Origin of the sequence: Kitasatospora sp. NPDC057936 (assembly GCF_042887525.1) — a bacterium.
Classification (GTDB): domain Bacteria; phylum Actinomycetota; class Actinomycetes; order Streptomycetales; family Streptomycetaceae; genus Kitasatospora.
In genome coordinates this window covers 26,235-44,090 of sequence record NZ_JBHVPD010000094.1, presented here as the reverse complement: position 1 = coordinate 44,090, position 17,856 = coordinate 26,235, and the positions used below count along the sequence as shown (strand labels likewise).

Below are 17,856 nucleotides of genomic sequence, written 5' to 3'. Positions count from 1 at the left end.
CGGACGACGGTCGCCTCGCGCTCCAGCACCCGGACGCCGTGGGCGGCCAGGATCCGGGTGACTTCCCCGGGGCCGCCGGCGTCGTAGTCGTGGTTACCGAGGACCGCGATCACCGGGACCGCCAGGCCGGCCACCTCCTCCCCCACGACCGTGGCCTCCTCAGGCCTCCCGTGCCGGGTCAAGTCCCCTGCCAACAGGAGCAGATCGGCCCGCTCCCCCAGCGTGGCGAAGGCCGGGCGCAGCAGGCCGCGGCTGTCCGGGCCGAGGTGGATGTCCCCGACGGCGGCGACCCGGATCACAGGAGGTCCTCCTCGCCCACCGGGGGGCTGCCGTCGGCCAGGGCGATGTCGGTGTGCACCACCAGGCCCGCCAGGGCCTCGGTGACGATGCGTTCGACGGCCGCTCTACGCTGCTCGGTCGGCACGGTGCCACGAACGGTGATGCGGGCGCCGTGGAGTTCGATCCGCAGGCCGAGTTCGCCGACCTCGTCGTCGGCGAGGCGGTCGCACAGGTGGGCGAGCCGGTACTCGGTGTCGTCGGTCGTCATCGGTCCGTCTCCTCGGATCCGTCGGGCCCGATCACCTGGAGCCGCTCCAGGAGGTACAGGAAGGCGTCCGGCATCGGCTTTCCGCTCCGCTCGGCGCGCACCCGGCCCCAGTCGACCTTCTCCCGCAGCGGCCGGACCACCGCCAGCACCGCCCCGAAGTCACAGTGGTGCTCGGAGAAGGCCGCCAGCAGGCTGCCGACCATGTCGGTGGCGGCGAGCACCGGCATGTGCACCGAGTCGACCGGCAGCACCTCGGCGCGGTCCAGCAGTTCCGAGGTGACCGGCCGTTTGGCGAGTTCGAGGATCAGGTCGACGTCCTGACCGAGGCAGCGGGCCTTGATCAGCCAGTCCTCCGGCGGCAGGAACACCTGGAGTCCGGCCTCGCGCAGCGTACGGGTCACGGCGGCGGCGTCCTCCCTGCGGATGCAGAAGTCGGCATCGTGCTGGAGCCGCACGGTCGCGCCGTGCGCGTAGGCGGCAACCCCGCCCGCGAGCGCGAACGGGTGCTCCTTGGCCTTCAGTAGCGAGCCGATCCGCTTGGCCGCCTCCAGGATCGCCTGAGCCCGGTCGGGCGGGAGTCCCCCGGCCTGGTCCGGGGACGGCCAGTCGTCTGTCCCCGGGCCCGCCGGCACGCCCGGTCCGAGACGTTCGATTCGCTGGTCCACTGGACCTCCCCGGGCCGTCGCGTTCCTCCCGGCCGGGCCGTCCGGCCGGAACGTGCCCCGGCGGGTACCCCACTGGCCCGTGCTCATGCCACGCAATCCCCAATGTCTCCCAGCGACCGTGCGGACGGCAGACGGCGGACGGCGGACGGGCGAGCAGTTCGGCGGCGTCGCGGTGGACCTCGGTAGCGCCGCGCAACGGAGCCCGTGGGCTCGCGAACCGCGGCTGCCGGGTGATGCTCACCGGCCGGAACGAGCTCGCACCGAAACGGGCCGACCGGCGGCTGCGCGGCCAGAACGGTCAGGCGCCCCGATCGACCGGACGGCAATCGGGGCCCGGGTGATGCCCACCGGTGTGGCCCGCGGGCTTCGCAGGGGCCGTGTGGGCCCGGAACACCGGATGTTCGGGGTCTGCCGGTGTGTGGTCGGGCTGGAGCACCCGAATATTGGCCGGTTTGTCGAGTTCCAGAACAAGAACGGTGTCCATCCGGCCAGCCTGGCCGTCGGCCCCTGGCGGCGCACACCCACGGCGGCGTTCGGAGCAGACGAAGGGGCTTGGCGGTGTGGGTGAGGGAGCTGGTACCCGTGGGCCACCGCTGCCATCGTGGTGCCGCCCTCGCCGAGGGCTGCTGCATCGCGCTCGTCCCGCATGCTGCCGTACTACGGCGGCATGACACAGCACGTGCATGGCCCAGCCATGCCGTCGCCACGGCGTGTTTCGCTGCCCCGAAGCAGGGCAGCCGCTTCACCGGGAACCGACTCCGCCGGGCACGGGCACACAATCGTGCTTGAGCGCACCCGCCGCTACGACGCCACCGACGTCGCCTCGTCCTGCCCGCGTACCACCCGACGGGGACGCCAGTGTCGTCCGGAGACTTCAACAGCTGGCAGGCGGGCATCCACCCGTTCACCACCTGGCCGGACGGCATACGCGCGGTGACCGTGGCAATGCCCCCGCCGGGGGCCGCATTGCCTTCCGCTATCTCGCCCACGGCGGCCACTGGTTCGACGACCCCGACGGGGCCAACGGCTGACAGCACAACTGACCGGCCCTCACACACCAACGACAGGAACGGACACGTCATGACGGACATCTGGGGCTACAGCGCCTCCTCGCAGTACACGCCCGGCACAGACCTGAACGGCTACAAGGTCGAGGCCACCGACGGAACCGTCGGCAAGGTCGACGACGCAACCGACGAGGTCGACGCCGCCTACATCGTCGTCAACTGCCGGCCGTGGTTGATAGGCAAGCACGTGATGCTGCCTGCCGGCACCGTCACCCGCGTGGACCACGAGAACGAGACGATCCACGTGGGCCGCACCAAGGACCAGATCAAGGAGGCCCCCGAGTACAACCCCGACATCCACAGGAACGACGCCGGCTACCGGACCACGCTCGGCAGCTACTACGGCAATCTCCCGCGCTGAACCGGCAGGTACGGGCCCGGGCCGCACGGGGGGCGGCTCGGGCCCGCACCGCGCTGCCCGGTGAGCGTCTCGACGAGGACGTCATCGACTACCTGCGCGCCGGGCACGACGCAGGGATGCTCATCCCCGACTCCGCCCGCCCCGACCTGCGCAGTGTGCGCGTCGCCGTCCAGGGCGGCACCGCGTGAGGCGATCAGTCGGCGGCGCGCAGGCGGGCGAGAACCGTGTCGACATCGAGGTGGTCGGCCTCCGATCCTGCCGGCACCAGCGTGAACGAGTCCGCGAGGAAGCCGGTCACGGCGTCCTGCGGGGCGCTGACCACCGCCTGGCCGTCCGAGCCCTTCAGGGTGATGAGGACTTCGCCGGCGCACCCGGGCCTGACCTTGACGTCTCCGTCGCCAACTGGGACGTGGCGGCCCTCGTTCAGCAGGTCGCGGCCGAAGTACCAGCACAGCCCCGTCCCGTTCGCGCAGCCGAAGGGAGCCGACGGGAACACGAGGCAGGCCGCGTAGGGAAGCGTGGCGTCGAAGCGGAGCTCGGCGTCGACCAGGACGTCGGGCAGCAGGCTTTCGGGAAACGTGACGGGCAGGGGGCGGACAGCGGACTTCTGCAAATCCGATCACCTTCCTGGTGGGCACCGAGCCGGACAGGCCGGTGCGTGCCAGCAGCGCCTACCCCAGCGTCCACTCGCCAGTCGGCAAGCCCGATATCTGCACAACTCCCCCTCCTTCAAGGCATGTTGGCCGCACGAAAGGCGGGCCGGCCCGGCTTGAGGTGCCCGCGCGTCTGCATCGGCGGCCTGACGCTCGGGGGCCGCCGACCGCCGGTGACGGTGAGCACTCGTCAGGCAGGTCGCGCAGGAACGGCCGTCGAGTGGATCGCACTCGTCGTCGGCTGCTGACATGCTCAGCTGATCGCACCTCGTGTACGGAGGGATTCCGCTGATGCTTGTGCTGTCCGTGCTGGAACGGCGTTCGGGCTGGTTGTGGTGAGGGGCTGGGTGATCGGGGCTGTCGGCGGGCCGGGTGGGCCACTGCGGTTGCTGGTGGCCCTCGTCGACGGTCGGCGGCTGGTGACCGGGGAGCTTTCCGAGCGGGAGCGGGCCGAGCTTTGGGCGCAGGTCGTCGGGCGGTTTCGGGAGCCGCATGCGGTCCGGTCGGTGGTGTGGTGGCTGCACCCGGTCCTTGCCGTCGTCGTCGAACTGGAGGCCGACCGAGTAGTGCGAACCGCCCTACCCGCAGCGGAAAGCTGAACGCCCCCTCCTCACATGGGAGCCGCGATGCCCGCGAAGTCGCAGGGGCGCTCACCTGCTCGGAACGGGACTCGCAACCGCACCGATTCCCCGGCGGGCGGTGAGGCGGGCGAGGCCGTCGCCCACATCGGTCAGCGACTGACCGTGGCCGGACACGGGGCGCCGCCCGCCGGCGCCAGCTCAGCCGTTCCAAAGCGGAGGCGCCGCTCGTGTGCAGGATGCCGCGTCCGGGGCAGACGCGGCCCATGGTGAGAATCGGATACACGATGATGACCGAGCAGCGCGGTCCGCGAGATCTGGTCGCGGACGTGGTGCGCGCGGAGCGGGCCGGCTTCGATTTCTCGGTGATCTCGGACCACTCCTTTCCCTGGCTGGACGAGCAGGGCCACGCCCCGTACGCCTGGGCGGTACTCGGCGCCGCCGCGCAGGCCACCTCCCGCATACCGCTGATGACCTACGTCACCTGCCCGACCTTCCGCTACCACCCCGTGGTGGTCGCGCAGAAGGCCGCCACGGTGCAGCTGCTCTCCGACGGCCGTTTCCGGCTCGGTCTGGGCAGCGGCGAGAACCTCAACGAGCACGTGGTCGGCCATGGCTGGCCCGCGGTGGCGGTGCGCCAGGCGATGCTCGACGAGGCCGTGCAGATCATCCGGGAGCTGTTCGCGGGTGGCTACGTCACCCGTCACGGCCGGTACTTCGACGTCGAGGGCGCCCGGTTGTGGGACCGTCCCGACCGGCCGCCACCCATCGGGATCGCCGTCTCGGGGCCGGACTCCTGCGAACTGGCGGGCCGGCTCGCGGACCTGGTGATCGCCGTGGAGCCCGACCCGGCCCTGGTCGCGGGCTTCGCGCAGCACGGCGGGGCCGGGAAACCGGCGGTGGGCCAGCTGCCGGTGTGCTGGGACACCGATCGGGACGCCGCCGTGCGACGGGCCCACGAGCAGTTCCGCTGGTTCGGCGGAGGCTGGAAGGTCAACGCCGAACTGCCCGGGACCGCGGGCTTCGCCGCCGCGAGTCGCTTCGTCCGCCCCAGCGACGTCGCCGAGGCCATCCCCTGCGGTGACCGGGTCGACGACTTCGTCGAAGCGATCCGGCCGTTCGCCGACGCCGGGTTCGGCGAGGTCGCCCTCGTCCAGGTCGGCGGTGACAGCCAGCCGGCCTTCCTCGACTGGGCCGAGAGCACCCTGCTGCCCGCCCTGCGAGCAGCGTTGTGAACCGCGCCCGACCCGGCGGGCGGTGCTGCTCCGCCACCGGCCGCGGCAGGAGCGTCGGCGGCCTTGGGGGCCCCTCCCGCCGGGTTCGGTTCACCCGATCGCCGACGCGCCACCAGGCGGTGGCCCGCAGGGCCGCCGTCGGGCCGGCCCGCCCGGCGGCGGGCTGACTCCCGCAGACGTAGGTTGCGGGCATGACCAGTGACGAGACGACGGTCCCGGCCGTGGGGGTGCGCCCGCTGGACGAGGTGTTCGACGCGATCGAGGCGGCGAACCGTCGCCCGCAGCCGTGGACCGGGTTCGACCACGCAGTCCTGGGGGCCTATCGGTGGGCCGCCGGCGCCCAGGTCGCGGCACCGGTCACGGCCGCCGCCGCACTCGGTGCCGCCGGGCCGTGTCGGGCGCAGTTGCTGGCCGAGTGCCAGGCCGCCGCGGTCCGCCTGCACGAGGCCCATGCCGCAGGTACGGACAGCGCGGGCGCCCTGGGCGCCTACCAGGCGCTGGCGTGGCTGTGCGGCCACCACGACGACCGTCCCTGACCGCCATCGCTCCCGGAAAGATGCCGACATCGTGCCCAGCCCGAACACACCACCCCAGTGGAGGAGCCCGCGCTCCCGACCTGACCCTCCGGTGGCCTTCGGGTCCGACCGCGTGGAGGACGCCAGCCGGCGCTTCCTCCTCTACGGGGTCCTGCCGCTGTGGTTCGCCCCGGCCGTCGCGGACCGATCGAGCAGCACATCCACAGCTTCCTCGAAGTCCTCCCGCTCACCGCCGTGGCCTTCACGGCCTGCCTGCACTGGGACCAGGTCCGTTCCCTCCTGCGCGGCGGCGACTCCCACCACAGCTGGCGTCTGTACCCCAAGTCCCGCCCGTTGTCCGCCGGCTATCTGGCCGGATTCACGGCAGCGGTCACCGCGTTCATCGCCCTGCCCTACGGCGAGGAACTCCTGCGCTGCGCACGCGCCCAGAGCCGCCGCAGCAAGAATCGCCCGTAACCGGAGGAGGATCCGTTGACGACGAATAAGGGCGCGCCGGGCCGGGACGAGACACCTGAGGAGCGGGCCGACCGCCTGTGGACCGACATGCTCCAGGAAGTGCGTGTCTGCCAGACCGGCGCACAGATCCTCTTCGGCTTCCTCATCGGCGTCGCCTTCACCCCCCGCTTCGTCACCCTGCCCGACTTCGACAAGAACCTCTACACCGCCACCGTCGTCCTCGGCGCCCTCGCCACCGGCGCCCTCATAGCCCCCGTGGCCTTCCACCGCCTCCTCGCCGGCCACGACATGAAACCCGAACTCATCCACGTCGCCGGCCACCTCATCGCCACCGGACTCATCACCCTCGCCCTGACCATCGCCGCCGCCCTGCTCCTCCTGCTGCGCACCGCGACCGGCAACCCGGCCGCTGCGTGGATCATCAGCGCCTCCGTCCTGGCGTGGTTCACCACCACCTGGCTCGTCCTGCCCCAGATCGTGCTGCGGCGTACAGCCGCACGCCAGGCCACCACAGGCGAGAACGGGGAGGCGGGCGGCGGCCGGCCCCCGCGATGACGGCCCGTGCTTTCGGGCAGGCAGTCCAGGACGGGAGGCCCGGCGGTCATCGTGCTGAGCGCCGCCGGATCGGGGCCGAACGGCCGTCGAGCACGCTGCGTTCCGTTGCGACCGGGCAAACGGTGACGTCGCGCAGGACGATGCAGGGCCGGTGCAGCGGGTACGCGCGGGTCCGCTTGATCGCGGCTGCGGCAACCTCCTGGTGTTGAGGTCGATCTCGCCGGTGAAATAGCAGACGGCGGTAAGGCCGATCCGGGCATGCCCTTCGGAGAAGGGCGAACCGCGCCAAGGCTTCCCGCGATCCTGCAGGAGCACCTTCACGCTGCTAGGGCAGGGGGGTGCCGCCGGTGGCGTTGAGGATCTCGCCGGTGATGTAGGACGCTTCGGGCGAGGCGAGGAACACGAAGGCGGGGGCCATCTCGGCAGGCTGGGCGGGGCGGCCGAGAGGGGACTGCTCGCCGAAGTGCGCGACCTTCTCCTTGTCCATGGTCGCGGGGATCAGCGGAGTCCACACGGGACCCGGTGCCACCGCGTTGACCCGGATCCCCTCGGGTGCGAGCTGTTGGGCCAGACCTTGGGTGAACGCGACGATCGCCGCCTTCGTCATGGCGTAGTCCAGCAGGTGCGGACTCGGCTTGTACGCCTGCACCGAGGCGGTGTTGATGATCGCCGCTCCTGGGCGCAGGTGGGGCAGGGCCGCCTTGGTGAGCCAGAACATGCCGTGCAGATTGGTGCGCATGACCCGGTCGAACTGGCCGGTGGTGATCGCGGTGAGCCCATCGGGCTGGGACATCTGGTAGGCAGCGTTGTTGACGAGGATGTCCACGCCACCGAGCTCGGTGAGGCACCGGTCGGGCAGGCGGGTGCAGAAGTCCTCGTCCCGCAGGTCTCCGGCGACGGGCAGGGCGCGCCGGCCGACCTGGGTGATCAGGGCTGCTGTGGTGTCGGCGTCGGCCTGCTCCTCCGGCAGGGGGGCCGCGCTGCCCCGCTCGTGACCGACCAGTGTAGATGGCTGCCTGCGGTCTGGGGCATGACCCGCATCACGCCTGCCCGAGCGGGCACCGGGGCCGGACCGGTGTGCGGGCCGGCCCCAGTCGTCGAGGCGCCTACCGCGACGTGCTCAGAACTACTTGCCGCGGCCGGTGACGAAGTCGCGCGCCCGGTCGACCAGCCCGACACCGGGGGCAAGCAGCTTGCTGGCCATCGGGGAGTCGGGGGCGGCGGGGTGCGGGCGGGTCGGGGCCATGGACTTGGCCCGGCGGATCTTGTCTCCGAGGTCGTTCAGCTGCTCGGGCGTACAGGCTCGGCGCAGCATCGGGAAGAGGTTGTTCTCCTCGTCCTGGACGTGGCCGGCGACCTCGTCCATGAGCCGCTGGAGCAGCGGGCTCATCTGCGGGTCGTCCGTTCTCGTGTTCTCCAGCTGCTTGAGGATCTCCTCGACCCGGCCGTGGTCGGCGATCTCCTTGTCCGCGAGCTTGTCGCCGCCCTGGACGTGCTCGCGCACCGCCGGGTAGAGGTACTGCTCCTCAGCCACCGAGTGGCGCACCAGCTCGATGGTGACCTCGTCGACCGCGTCGCGCAGCTGCTGGCCGCCGCTGGTCATGGCCTGGATCCTGGCGAACATCTCCTCCACCTCGCGGTGGTCGGTCATCAGTTCGTGGATTGCGTTTCCGCCGTGTCCCATTGTCGCCTCCACATAGGTTGCGGACGGGTGTGTCCCGCCCAGCCAGAAGGGGTCCCCGCAGACCGGGGTCGGGCTCCGGGACCGTGATCAGTCCTGGACGACCTGGTAGATGCCATAGATGACACCGGGTACGTGGCCGCAGAGCTGGAGCAGGAAGGCCCACAGCACCTTCATGCTCGGGCCGTCCTTGATGAGCACCGCCAGCCACGGCAGGACCAGGCACAGCAACACGAGCAGTACCTTCACCATGATCGCTCCTCGATCCTCGGGATTTCCGGTCGCCGGGATCAGTTCGGGCTGGTCCGGGCCACCGCCAAGCGATGCCAGCCGCTCTGCGGTGCTCGACATCCCTGCCTCGGCTGCCCGCCCGCACGCTGGGCAAACCCCTCGCTCCAACAAGACCCGGTTGAGGCCGATGGAGCGCCGGCGGCGGAGCAGGACGAAAGCAGTTACCGAGTGCGTCGGGTCGCGGAACGCGGGTACACGCTCGGGCGCGGCGCCCCTCGCTCGATCGCCGGGCACGTCCTGGGGCGCGGACACTGTCGAAAAGGAGCCTCCCATGCTCGCCCTTGTCCTGGTCCTACTGCTCGCACTGATCCTCGGCGGTCTCGGATTCGCCATCCACGTGCTGTGGTGGGTGGCGCTGGTGGTCTTGGCGCTGTGGCTGCTCGGGTTCGTCTTCCGCGGCGCTGCAGAGGGTGGACGCAGCCGCTGGTACCGCTGGTAGTAGCGGCAGGCCTCACCCGGGCCCGCCGTCGGAGCCGAAGGAGCCAACGGTCCGAGACGACGGAAGGAAGTGCCCGAGGTGAGCGTGTTCCTGGCGCTAACGGTGATCACCATTGTCCTCATCGTCCTGGGGCACTGGTGGGCGTTGTCGTCCACGGAATGCTGTACCTGCTGTTCATCGGCATCGTGGTGTTCGTGGCCGGCGTGACCGATCTCGCGCTCGCCGCCTCCTGGCGGTGCCCTATCCATTGACCGCCCGCCCGGCCCAGGTGGAGCAGTCCGGCAGGGCCGTCCGCCGCATCCGAGAGGCCTGCGAACGCGTCGCGCCCTACGTTCGGGGTACACGATCCGGCACCCCACAGAGGAGGAATCATGCCTGCGGGTTCGAGCAAGCCCACAGCGGTTTGCGCGAGCTTCGCGGTCGGGCCCGCAGCGGTACGCAGCGCGGCGAAGAGCCCGGCGCTGATCGGTCCACGCGGGCCGGGCAGAGCCGGCGCCGTACTCTCGGAGGCCCGCCCTGCGGCAGTACGGCTCGACGCAGTCATGTCCGCTCCTGGTGAGCGGAGTGCAGCTCCAGGACGCAGCACTTCGGCCCGCCGCCCGCTTTCAGCAGCTCGGGCAGACGCACCCCGATGGGGACGAAGCCGTCCGCGTGCAGCTGCGCCGCGAGGTCAGGGGCGGCGGCGGTCAGCAGGACATGGCGGCCGTCGCTGATCGCGTTGAGGCCGAGCACGGAGGCGTCCTCGTCGGTGGCCAGGATCGCCCGAGGGAAGAGCGCGTGCAGGGTGCGGTTGCTTTCGGGGGTGAAGGCCGCCGGGTAGTACATGATCTGGTCGTCGCTCAGGACGGCTAGTGCCGTGTCCAGGTGGTAGAAGCGCGGGTCGGTCAGAGCGAGGCTGATGACCGGTCGACCGAAGGCCGTCTCCGCCTCGCGGTGAGCGGCCTCGCTGGTCCGCAGACCCGAGCCAGCCAGGACCCGGCCGCCGACCGGCAGGAAGTCTCCCTGCCCCTCGTTCGACAGCCGAGCGACCGTGGGCCGGTACCCCGCCTGGCGGAACCACGTCCGGTGAGCTACCGCCTCCGGCGCCCGCTGGGGATGACGGAACCGGGCGATCAGGACCCGCCCGTCCACCATCGAGGCCCCGTTGGCGGCGAACACCATGTCGGGCAGCCGTGGCCGGGGCTCGATGGCCTCCACCCGGTGGCCCAGCTCGCGCAGCGTGTCGCGCAACGCGCGCCACTGCCGCAGGGCGGCGCCTGCATCCACCGGCCGGGTCGGGTCCATCCACGGGTTGATCGCGTAGTCGACTGCAAAGTAGGTCGGAGGGCACACCAGGTAGCGTCGAAACGCTGCTCTGCGGCGGGAAACGGCGGTACTCATCGAACCCTCCTCCGGGGTCAGGGGCGAGGCTGCCAGGTCGGTGACGAGCTGGGGGGACAGAATCGTGATCACGGCGTTGATCCAGCTCACCCTGGCTCACCGGCCGAAGCAGAGGCGGGTGCCTGCTCTGGAAGTGCCGCTGCGCGGCGGGCCTGTCCCGCAGGGCGTGTGCCCTGAGGCGAAAGCGGGAAACAGAGCTGCCCAACTTGCGGAGCGCACCGCTGCTTCGCTCCCCAAGGTGGCCGACACTGGTGTGGTGGGCACTGATTGCCACGGCGGAGTCACCATCGTGGATCTCCCGCCCTCGGCGTTCCCAATGCAGCCGACACCACGTCGGCTGCGGAGCCCGGGACTGAACCGTGCTCGGCGAACCCATGCGGAGGGTTCTCTGCATGCGCAATCCAGGAGGTGAGACACCGTCGAGGTATGGGTGTACTCGTGCTGTTGGAGGTTCTTGAGGGATTCGATCCTGATGAAGCGGATCCCGTCTTCGTCCCGTCGGTCCACGCCGCCGCAAGCGATCCTGAGATACCGGAGGCCCCGCTGCCGACGACGCTCTGCGGCATCCACGTGGTATGTGGTGGAACTTCATCGGGCGCTCGACCGAGGACATCGCCGAGGCCCGCGAGGAGTGGCAGCGCGGATCCGACCGCTTCGGCGCCGTCACCGGCTACCCCGGCGACCGCCTGCCCGCCCCCGAACTCCCCGCGATCCCCCTGAAGCCACGCGGACGCGTGCGCTGACCTGCTGTTTCGCCGGGCGGGGAAGGTCGGCGAGACCCCCCTCCCCGGTTCCTCCACCTGTGGGTGGACAAATGGCGGCCCCGTTCGTCCACCTGCGGGTGGTGGCGGGTGACTTCGCCGCCGGAGCAACCTTGCCCCATGGATTCCCTACGCTCGGTAACCACCTGGCTCACCGACACGTGCGTCGCGGTCTTCTTCGTCGCCTGGATCGCGGGCGTCCTCTACTTCGCCGTGGCGAGCGGTTCCGGCATCCGCGGCTGGCTGCACGGACTGCGCCGCTCGATGCTCCGCCGCGTCCTCCTGGCCGCCGCCGTCTACGCGCTGTTCGCCCTGCTCGACCGGACGCGGGGCTTCTGGCACCACCTCCGGTACTGGCAACCGGAACTCGCCGTCGTGGGCTCCCTGCTGGCCGTCGCCTCCACCGCGCTCCTCCTGTGGGCCCGTTGGGTCCTGGGCACGATGTGGGCCAGTGTTCCCGCCGTCCAGGAGCACCACGAGCTGCGCACCGACGGCCCCTACCGCATGGTCCGCCACCCCATCTACACCGGCCTGCTCGGCCTGCTCGCCGGAGGCAACCTGGCCATCGGCTTCGGCGTCTGGATCGCCTACCTCCTCGCCGCCGTCCCCTGGCTGCTGCTGAGAGTCCGTGCCGAAGACGGCATGATGGCCGAACAGTTCGGCACGGACCACGCGGCCTACCGCAGCCGCGTCCCGGCGCTGATCCCGCGCCGACGGCCACGCTCGGGTCCACCCGGCACCCGACTGCCTTGACACCCGGAGGCACTCGGCTCGGCCCACCCGGAACACGTGCGAGACGGGTTCGCGGACGGTAGGGACGGATGCAAGCGGGCGACCGGGCAAAGCGTCGCACGGCATGGTGACCCGTTGGTGATTCCTCTTCGTGATTTCCTCCTCATCCTCGATGATGGGCATGCCAATCCGCCTCGATGGATGGAGATTGACGATGCGTCAGGTATTGATCGTCCGGCGCGCCACCGCGTTCGCGGCCGCCCTGGCACTGGGCGTCGGGCTCGCCGCTCAGGCCGCGTTCGCCGGAGCGCTGCCCGCCCGCGATCCGGCGGCGGCCGAGCTCGGGGCGTACTGGACCGCCGCCCGGATGGCTGCCGCGCTGCCCGCCGACGCCGAAGGGGAGACACAGCTTTCGGCGGACGGGCCGCAACCCGGCGAGTACATTCCGCCGAGCCGGAGCTTCGACGGCATCACACAGGTGGGCGCGTTCTTCTGGACCGACGCCAACGGCACCGGCCGCACGTGCAGCGGCTCGGTGGTCCGCAGCCCCGGCCGCGATCTCGTGCTCGGGGCCGGACACTGCCTCAAGGGCTACTCCGGCACCTCACCGGCGCGCCGACTGGGGTTCGTGCCGCAGTACCACGACGGGCTGAAGCCGTTCGGAATCTTCCCGGTCGCGGAGGACGGCGTGTACGTCGCGCGGGAGTACTACGACCTCGGTGTCCACGCGGGCGCCGCGTACGACTTCGGCTTCGCGGTCACCGCGCCGAACCAGGACGGCGAGCGCCTGGAGGAGGTCACGGGCGGCGTCCAACTGCTGACCGACACCGGGTACTTCCACGCACCGGTACGGATGATCGGGTATCCGGCCGGCGCGGAGAAGCCGCTGGGGTGTTGGAGCTGGACCACCGAATGGGCCAGTGACGACCCGGCGGACCCCGGGACCTTCCCGCGCATCGCGTGCGACGGCTTCACGGGCGGGACCAGCGGCGGGCCCATGCTGGTGCCGTGGCCGGGCGGCTGGGCGGTGGTCGGGGTCATCGGCGGCTACCACACCGGTGGCAACACACCCCAGGTGTCCTACAGCGCCTACTTCGGCAGCGCCACCCTCGCCCTGTACCGCGCCGCGGTCACCGGCGCACCGCCCGCGGGCCCTGCCGCCTGACGTTTCGGCGGGCCGGTTGTCTCCCCGAGCCAGTGCGGCGGCGCGACGTTGGCGGTCGCGGCCATCGCCCGACCGTCCGGGTCGGATCACACTTGTCGCACTCCGGACGGCGACGAAGGGGAACGAGCCATGACTGCAAGGCGGTTGAGAGCACGCGCCGCGGGCGCCGCGATGGTGTTGCCGGCGCTGGCCTGCCCCGCAGCGGCACACGCCGCCGGCGGCCAGGGCCGGACGGCCTGCGGGACGTCGTCCTGGTCGGCAACAGCCAGTCCGGCACCGTGTCGTTCCGTCCACGCCGACCGGGCGTCCGGACCAGGAGGACCCCCATGACCGCCGGCTCATTTCTGGCACGGCTGCACGGCCGGACAGCGACGGGAGTGCCCCGTTGGGCGGTGCGGGTCGCCTACGCGATCTCGCTGACCGTGCTGCCCTCCGGACTCTGGCGGGTTCTGAGCGTTGACCTCCGGATCCCGCTGATGGATGCCCCGACCGACGGCCGCCCGCCGCCGGACTGGTTCGGCGGCGAGTGGTGGTACGTCATCGGGCTGAGCGCGGTCAGTGAGACCCTCGCGTAGAACAGGAAATCAGAGCCAACCACACCTGCGGACTACGGCAGGGTCCACCGCTTGGTTGTCCCCGCCGTTTGCAGTCCCACAGTTCTACGGGCGTGCCGTTCGCGGTGCCCTGGCCGGTGACGCGCGGTTGATCGCCCGGGCCACGGCGGCCAGGTGCCACAACCTGGGCACCGGGCCGCTGCCGGGCCGCCAGGCCACCTTGTGCGAGTCCAGGTTTCCAAGCCCCGGAAGATGGCCCGGCGGCCGGTCCGCCGGACTCGTGCTCGTTCCCTTCACGTTCCCGTCGGCGACCGGGCTCAGCCCAGGGGCTGGTCCGGCACCAGCAGGCGGGAGAGCTCCTCCGCGATGGTGGTGGTCAGGTTCTGCACCTGCTGGTCGGTGGTCGGCGAATACGTGGCGGAGACCGCGATCGACAGGTCCTCGGACGGCAGGTACGCCATGATCGCGGCGTAGCCGGACAGGGAGGGGTTCTGCACGACCCAGCCGTGCACGATGAGGGCGGACATCCCGAAGTGGATGTCCTGGGTCTGCGGCATGCAGACGTCCTTCGGGCAGGTCGGCGTCGCCTGGCCCAGCCCGACGGTGCCCGGGTCGAGCAGGGTCTGGTAGCCGTCGCGCGAGAGCGTCTGCCCCGAACCGATCCCTACGCCCGCCCGGGCGAGGTCACAGATGTTCATGTTGATGACCGCGCCCGGCGCCGTGGTCCAGGAGGGGTTCCAGAACGTCGACTCCTCGTACGTGCCGCGTTCGTGCGTGAAGGCGTGCAGCACGGGGGTGGGGAGGTCGGGGGTGTAGCTGTTCGATGTCGCGTGCAGGCCCAAGGGGCGGTAGATGCGCTGCTCCAGGAGGTGGTCCAGCCGGGTGTGGGTGATCCGCTCCAGCGCGAGGCCGAGCAGCTGGAAGTTGGCGTGCGAGTAGCTGAAGTTGGTTCCCGGCTTGTAGAGCTGGACGTCGAGGTCCGCGTAGTGGAAGACGTCCTGGGGCGTCCACTGCTTGAACGGATGGGCCTCCAGGTCCGTGAGGAAGCCCTGGTCGGTCACGTAGTCCCGGAAGCCGCTGGTGGTGTCGCCGAGCTCGCGCAGGGTGATCTCGTCCGCGTGGGGGATCTCGGGAAGCCAGCGTGAGATGGGATCGTCGAGGCTGACCTGCTTCTCGTCGACGAGCTGCAACAGGATCGTGCCCATGAACGCGATGCCGACCGAGCCCGCACGGAAGCGCATGTCCGGGCGGGCCGGTACCTCGGTCATCGACGGACCGACCGCGCCGGTCCACAGGTCGCGCCCGTGCTGGGTCACCCGGGCGATGACCGCCCGCAGGTTCAGATCGCGCCGCGCATTCTCGACGACGTCGCGGATGGCGCGGCCCTGGCCGTCGACCGACTCCGGGGAGGCCACGCACTCGGACCCCCGGTGCCTGGCGGAGTCGGCGGCGTCGGCGGCGTCGGCGGGTCCGGCCGCGCCCGCGATGAGAGGGACGGAGGACACCAGCAAGGCGGCGGCGCACAGCAGTGCGGTTCTCTTACGAGTCATGCTTCACCATGGCCGCGCCACTCACTGCAAACCGCACAGGACACCACGACAACCACTCCGATGGCGCATGAGGCGCTGGCCTTCACCAAGCTGTGAAGGCCGGCGCCGGGCCGCGCGCGCGGCCGCCGGAGCGTGCGCTACCTCGGTGCGGTGAAGCCGCCGATCCTCTCTTCCAGGAGCTCGGCCAGCTTCAGCGGGGTCCGGTCCTCGAACATCGGGCCGATGATCTGCACACCCACCGGGAGGCCCTCGGGGGAACGGCCCGCGGGTATGGCGGTGGCGGGGAGGCCGGGCATCGTGGCCATGCCGGCCCAGACCAGCTGGTCCATGTACGGGTGTGCGACGCCGTCGATGTCGAGGCTGCGCGCCCTCAGGTCGGGGGTGTGGTCGTGCGGGAACGCCGGGGTCGGGGTGATCGGGCACACCACGGCGTCGTACTCGGCGAAGAACTGACGCCAGGCGTGGCGGTGGAGCTCGCGGTGGTTGTTCGCCACGATCCAGTCGCGGTGGGTGAACACCATGGCGCGTAGCCGCACCGCGTCGAGGCTCTGGTCGTCGGGGCTCAACGCGGCGGCGAGGGACTGCAGTTCCTCGTACGCCTCGACGGGGAAGTGTGCGGTGGCGCCCGAGATCAGGAGCTGGGTGTAGAGCCTGGCGGCCTCCGCCGGATCGGGCAGCAGCGGGCTGTGCCGGTCGACGCGGGCGCCGCCTTCGAGGAGCGCGGCGGCCACCCGGTCGATTCCCGCCCGCACGGCGGCACCGGTCGCGATGTACGGGTGCTCGTCGAGGACCAGGACCCGGAAGTCGGCGAGCCGCTCGTGGCGCGCGGGCGGCAGCGCCAGGTCGTACGCCACACCGAAGGTCAGCGGATCCGGCCCGGCCATCACGTCAAGCAGGAGCGTCAGGTCGCGGGCCGTGCGCGCCATCGGGCCGACGACGGCGAGGTCCAGCTCGGCCGGCAGGACCGGCGCCGACGGCAGGGCCATGCCGCGGGCCGCCGCCAGCCCGAGCGTCGGCTTGTGGGCGTAGATGCCGCAGAAGTGCGCGGGGGTGCGCAGCGAGCCGGCGATGTCGGAGCCGATGGACAGCGCGCCGAACCCGGAGGCCAGGGCCGCCGCCGACCCGCCGGAGGAGCCGCCCGACGTACGGGTGTGGTCCCAGGGGTTGCCGGTGGTGCCGTAGATGCCGTTGAAGCTCTGGATGTCCTGCAGCCCGACGGGCACGTTGGTCTTGCCGAGCACGACCGCGCCCGCCGCCCGGAGCCGCGCGACCTGCACCGCGTCCTCGGCCGGCAGGTGGTCGCGGTGCTGCGGGAGGCCCCAGGTCGTGGGGAGTCCGGCGACGTCGTAGGACTCCTTGACCGTCACCGGGATGCCGAGCAGCGGCCGGTCCTCGCCCCGGGCGAGCGCCTCGTCGGCGCTGCGGGCGGCCGCGCGCGCCCGGTCGAAGTCCGGTACGCAGATCGCGTTGACCGCGCCGTCCTCGCGCTCGATGCGGGCGATCGCCGCGTCCGTCAGTTCCAGCGAGGTCACGTCGCCGGAGCGCAGGGCGGCCGCGAGGTTCTCGGCCGATTCGAAGTTCCAGTCCATGGATCGGACCGTACAGAGGGCCCGGAGGAGCCACGAAATCCCTTTTCGCGCAACGGGTTCGGGCAGCCGCACCATCGTCACCGGTCGCCGTACCCGGACCGGGGTGGCCTGGGCCGCCCCGATGCCCGGGAACGTGATCACACGCGGCTGCGTCGGAGGGAGCGACCCGTCCTCCGGGTCGGTCCCGCCGACCAGGACGGACACGTACACTTACCGCTCGTGGCGGACACCCAGTACGAAGACCTGTTGAAGCACGTGCTCACCACCGGGACGGCCAAGGCCGACCGGACGGGCACCGGCACCCGGAGCGTCTTCGGACACCAACTGCGCTACGACCTCTCGCAGGGGTTCCCGCTGATCACCACCAAGAAGGTGCACCTGAAGTCCGTGGTGTACGAGCTCCTGTGGTTCCTGCGCGGCGACTCCAACGTCGGCTGGCTCCGCGAGAACGGCGTCACCATCTGGGACGAATGGGCCGGCCCCGACGGCGACCTCGGCCCCGTCTACGGCGTCCAGTGGCGCAGCTGGCCCGGCCCCGACGGCCGGCACATCGACCAGATCGGCCAGGTCCTCGACACCCTGCGCACCGATCCCGACTCCCGCCGGATGATCGTCTCCGCGTGGAACGTCGCCGAACTGGACGCGATGGCGCTCGCCCCGTGCCACGCCCTGTTCCAGTTCCACGTCGCCGACGGCAGGCTCTCCTGCCAGCTCTACCAGCGCAGCGCCGACCTCTTCCTCGGCGTCCCGTTCAACATCGCCAGCTACGCCCTGCTGACCCACATGGTCGCGCAGCAGGTCGGCCTCGCGCCGGGCGACTTCATCTGGACCGGCGGTGACTGCCACATCTACGACAACCACGTGGAGCAGGTGACGGAACAGCTCGCGCGCACGCCGTTCGACTTCCCCGAGCTGCGCCTGCGGCAGGCCGACTCGCTCTTCGACTACGCCTACGCGGACGTGGAGGTGGTCGGCTACCAGCACCACCCGGCCATCAAGGCACCAGTCGCGGTATGAGCGGCGACACGAGCAGCGGTACGAGCAGCGGTACGAGCAGCGGC

The 17,856-nt window shown here is 71.1% G+C and carries 20 protein-coding genes and 2 pseudogenes; 12 read left to right on the top strand and 10 right to left on the bottom strand.

Features of this window, described 5'->3' with window-relative positions:
• The 3 genes from ACFVU9_RS35895 to ACFVU9_RS35885 all read right to left on the bottom strand — a co-directional run.
• Nucleotides 1-299: metallophosphoesterase (locus ACFVU9_RS35895; protein WP_387600815.1), on the bottom strand; the 299-nt coding region annotated here is incomplete at its 3' end.
• A complete protein-coding gene (locus ACFVU9_RS35890) occupies nucleotides 296-547 on the bottom strand; it encodes a hypothetical protein (protein ID WP_387600812.1) in 252 nt (83 codons plus the stop codon). The genes ACFVU9_RS35895 and ACFVU9_RS35890, both read right to left, overlap by 4 nt.
• Complete coding sequence (locus tag ACFVU9_RS35885; RefSeq protein WP_387600809.1) at nucleotides 544-1,212, bottom strand: hypothetical protein; 669 nt, start codon at nucleotides 1,210-1,212, stop codon at nucleotides 544-546. Before ACFVU9_RS35885 ends, ACFVU9_RS35890 begins: the two co-directional genes overlap by 4 nt.
• A 1,080-nt stretch (nucleotides 1,213-2,292) precedes the next feature.
• Here ACFVU9_RS35885 and ACFVU9_RS35880 point away from each other — a divergent pair.
• Entirely contained in the window at nucleotides 2,293-2,640 is a 348-nt protein-coding gene (locus ACFVU9_RS35880; protein ID WP_387600807.1) for a PRC-barrel domain containing protein, read from the top strand.
• Nucleotides 2,641-2,833: 193 nt separating this feature from the next.
• Here the strand turns inward: ACFVU9_RS35880 and ACFVU9_RS35875 are convergent, their stop codons facing one another.
• On the bottom strand, nucleotides 2,834-3,253 hold the full coding sequence (locus ACFVU9_RS35875; protein WP_387600804.1) for an SsgA family sporulation/cell division regulator: 420 nt from the start codon (nucleotides 3,251-3,253) through the stop codon (nucleotides 2,834-2,836).
• Between the two features lie 432 nt (nucleotides 3,254-3,685).
• On the opposite strand from ACFVU9_RS35875, the gene ACFVU9_RS35870 reads away from it, so the two are divergent.
• From ACFVU9_RS35870 to ACFVU9_RS35850, 5 genes are all read left to right on the top strand, one after another.
• A complete protein-coding gene (locus tag ACFVU9_RS35870; protein ID WP_387600801.1) occupies nucleotides 3,686-3,892 on the top strand; it encodes a hypothetical protein in 207 nt (68 codons plus the stop codon).
• A gap of 245 nt (nucleotides 3,893-4,137) precedes the next feature.
• Nucleotides 4,138-5,106 carry an LLM class F420-dependent oxidoreductase gene (locus ACFVU9_RS35865; RefSeq protein WP_387600798.1) on the top strand — a complete coding sequence of 323 codons (969 nt, stop codon included), beginning with the start codon at nucleotides 4,138-4,140 and terminating at the stop codon, nucleotides 5,104-5,106.
• A 191-nt stretch (nucleotides 5,107-5,297) separates the two neighbouring features.
• Nucleotides 5,298-5,642, top strand: a complete 345-nt coding sequence (locus ACFVU9_RS35860; protein ID WP_387600795.1) for a hypothetical protein — start codon at nucleotides 5,298-5,300, stop codon at nucleotides 5,640-5,642.
• A gap of 159 nt (nucleotides 5,643-5,801) precedes the next feature.
• Nucleotides 5,802-6,098 (top strand): hypothetical protein, encoded by a 297-nt coding sequence (locus tag ACFVU9_RS35855; RefSeq protein WP_387600792.1) that lies wholly within the window; start codon nucleotides 5,802-5,804, stop codon nucleotides 6,096-6,098.
• Between the two features lie 15 nt (nucleotides 6,099-6,113).
• On the top strand, nucleotides 6,114-6,653 hold the full coding sequence (locus ACFVU9_RS35850; protein WP_387600789.1) for a DUF6328 family protein: 540 nt from the start codon (nucleotides 6,114-6,116) through the stop codon (nucleotides 6,651-6,653).
• Between the two features lie 325 nt (nucleotides 6,654-6,978).
• Here the strand turns inward: ACFVU9_RS35850 and ACFVU9_RS35845 are convergent.
• From ACFVU9_RS35845 to ACFVU9_RS35835, 3 genes and pseudogenes are all read right to left on the bottom strand, one after another.
• Nucleotides 6,979-7,623 (bottom strand): annotated as a pseudogene (locus tag ACFVU9_RS35845) (SDR family oxidoreductase); the annotation flags it as partial.
• Nucleotides 7,624-7,779: 156 nt separating this feature from the next.
• Nucleotides 7,780-8,337, bottom strand: a complete 558-nt coding sequence (locus ACFVU9_RS35840) for a hemerythrin domain-containing protein (protein WP_387600786.1) — start codon at nucleotides 8,335-8,337, stop codon at nucleotides 7,780-7,782.
• A gap of 87 nt (nucleotides 8,338-8,424) precedes the next feature.
• Entirely contained in the window at nucleotides 8,425-8,586 is a 162-nt protein-coding gene (locus tag ACFVU9_RS35835) for a YqaE/Pmp3 family membrane protein (protein WP_243436374.1), read from the bottom strand.
• 310 nt (nucleotides 8,587-8,896) lie between these two features.
• Between ACFVU9_RS35835 and ACFVU9_RS35830 the strand changes: the two genes are divergently transcribed.
• Nucleotides 8,897-9,064, top strand: a complete 168-nt coding sequence (locus ACFVU9_RS35830; RefSeq protein WP_387600783.1) for a hydrophobic protein — start codon at nucleotides 8,897-8,899, stop codon at nucleotides 9,062-9,064.
• Nucleotides 9,065-9,604: 540 nt separating this feature from the next.
• Here the strand turns inward: ACFVU9_RS35830 and ddaH are convergent.
• Complete coding sequence (ddaH, locus tag ACFVU9_RS35825) at nucleotides 9,605-10,444, bottom strand: dimethylargininase (protein WP_387600780.1); 840 nt, start codon at nucleotides 10,442-10,444, stop codon at nucleotides 9,605-9,607.
• Between the two features lie 575 nt (nucleotides 10,445-11,019).
• Between ddaH and ACFVU9_RS35820 the strand changes: the two are divergent.
• From ACFVU9_RS35820 to ACFVU9_RS35805, 4 genes and pseudogenes are all read left to right on the top strand, one after another.
• Nucleotides 11,020-11,187, top strand: a pseudogene (locus ACFVU9_RS35820) (pirin family protein); the annotation flags it as partial.
• Between the two features lie 138 nt (nucleotides 11,188-11,325).
• Nucleotides 11,326-11,958, top strand: coding sequence for a methyltransferase family protein (locus ACFVU9_RS35815; RefSeq protein ID WP_387600777.1), 633 nt, complete (start codon nucleotides 11,326-11,328; stop codon nucleotides 11,956-11,958).
• Nucleotides 11,959-12,151: 193 nt separating this feature from the next.
• Nucleotides 12,152-13,102, top strand: a complete 951-nt coding sequence (locus ACFVU9_RS35810) for a trypsin-like serine peptidase (RefSeq protein WP_387600775.1) — start codon at nucleotides 12,152-12,154, stop codon at nucleotides 13,100-13,102.
• A gap of 326 nt (nucleotides 13,103-13,428) precedes the next feature.
• Nucleotides 13,429-13,677, top strand: coding sequence for a hypothetical protein (locus tag ACFVU9_RS35805; protein ID WP_387600772.1), 249 nt, complete (start codon nucleotides 13,429-13,431; stop codon nucleotides 13,675-13,677).
• Nucleotides 13,678-13,973: 296 nt separating this feature from the next.
• Here the strand turns inward: ACFVU9_RS35805 and ACFVU9_RS35800 are convergent, their stop codons facing one another.
• Together ACFVU9_RS35800 and ACFVU9_RS35795 are read right to left on the bottom strand one after the other, a co-directional pair.
• Nucleotides 13,974-15,206: a serine hydrolase domain-containing protein gene (locus tag ACFVU9_RS35800; RefSeq protein ID WP_387600769.1), complete on the bottom strand. Its 1,233-nt coding sequence runs from the start codon at nucleotides 15,204-15,206 to the stop codon at nucleotides 13,974-13,976.
• Nucleotides 15,207-15,343: 137 nt separating this feature from the next.
• Nucleotides 15,344-16,795 (bottom strand): amidase, encoded by a 1,452-nt coding sequence (locus ACFVU9_RS35795; RefSeq protein ID WP_387600766.1) that lies wholly within the window; start codon nucleotides 16,793-16,795, stop codon nucleotides 15,344-15,346.
• Between the two features lie 219 nt (nucleotides 16,796-17,014).
• On the opposite strand from ACFVU9_RS35795, the gene ACFVU9_RS35790 reads away from it, so the two are divergent.
• Nucleotides 17,015-17,812: a thymidylate synthase gene (locus ACFVU9_RS35790; protein ID WP_380490836.1), complete on the top strand. Its 798-nt coding sequence runs from the start codon at nucleotides 17,015-17,017 to the stop codon at nucleotides 17,810-17,812.
• The last annotated feature ends 44 nt before the right edge of the window (nucleotides 17,813-17,856 follow it).

Coding starts and splice junctions, on each gene's coding strand:
- ACFVU9_RS35890 (WP_387600812.1), bottom strand. CDS start 547: ATGACGACCGACGACACCGAGTACCGGCTCGCCCACCTGTGCGACCGC.
- ACFVU9_RS35880 (WP_387600807.1), top strand. CDS start 2,293: ATGACGGACATCTGGGGCTACAGCGCCTCCTCGCAGTACACGCCCGGC.
- ACFVU9_RS35865 (WP_387600798.1), top strand. CDS start 4,138: ATGGTGAGAATCGGATACACGATGATGACCGAGCAGCGCGGTCCGCGA.
- ACFVU9_RS35860 (WP_387600795.1), top strand. CDS start 5,298: ATGACCAGTGACGAGACGACGGTCCCGGCCGTGGGGGTGCGCCCGCTG.
- ACFVU9_RS35840 (WP_387600786.1), bottom strand. CDS start 8,337: ATGGGACACGGCGGAAACGCAATCCACGAACTGATGACCGACCACCGC.
- ACFVU9_RS35835 (WP_243436374.1), bottom strand. CDS start 8,586: ATGGTGAAGGTACTGCTCGTGTTGCTGTGCCTGGTCCTGCCGTGGCTG.
- ACFVU9_RS35830 (WP_387600783.1), top strand. CDS start 8,897: ATGCTCGCCCTTGTCCTGGTCCTACTGCTCGCACTGATCCTCGGCGGT.
- ddaH (WP_387600780.1), bottom strand. CDS start 10,444: ATGAGTACCGCCGTTTCCCGCCGCAGAGCAGCGTTTCGACGCTACCTG.
- ACFVU9_RS35815 (WP_387600777.1), top strand. CDS start 11,326: ATGGATTCCCTACGCTCGGTAACCACCTGGCTCACCGACACGTGCGTC.
- ACFVU9_RS35810 (WP_387600775.1), top strand. CDS start 12,152: ATGCGTCAGGTATTGATCGTCCGGCGCGCCACCGCGTTCGCGGCCGCC.
- ACFVU9_RS35805 (WP_387600772.1), top strand. CDS start 13,429: ATGACCGCCGGCTCATTTCTGGCACGGCTGCACGGCCGGACAGCGACG.
- ACFVU9_RS35800 (WP_387600769.1), bottom strand. CDS start 15,206: ATGACTCGTAAGAGAACCGCACTGCTGTGCGCCGCCGCCTTGCTGGTG.
- ACFVU9_RS35795 (WP_387600766.1), bottom strand. CDS start 16,795: ATGGACTGGAACTTCGAATCGGCCGAGAACCTCGCGGCCGCCCTGCGC.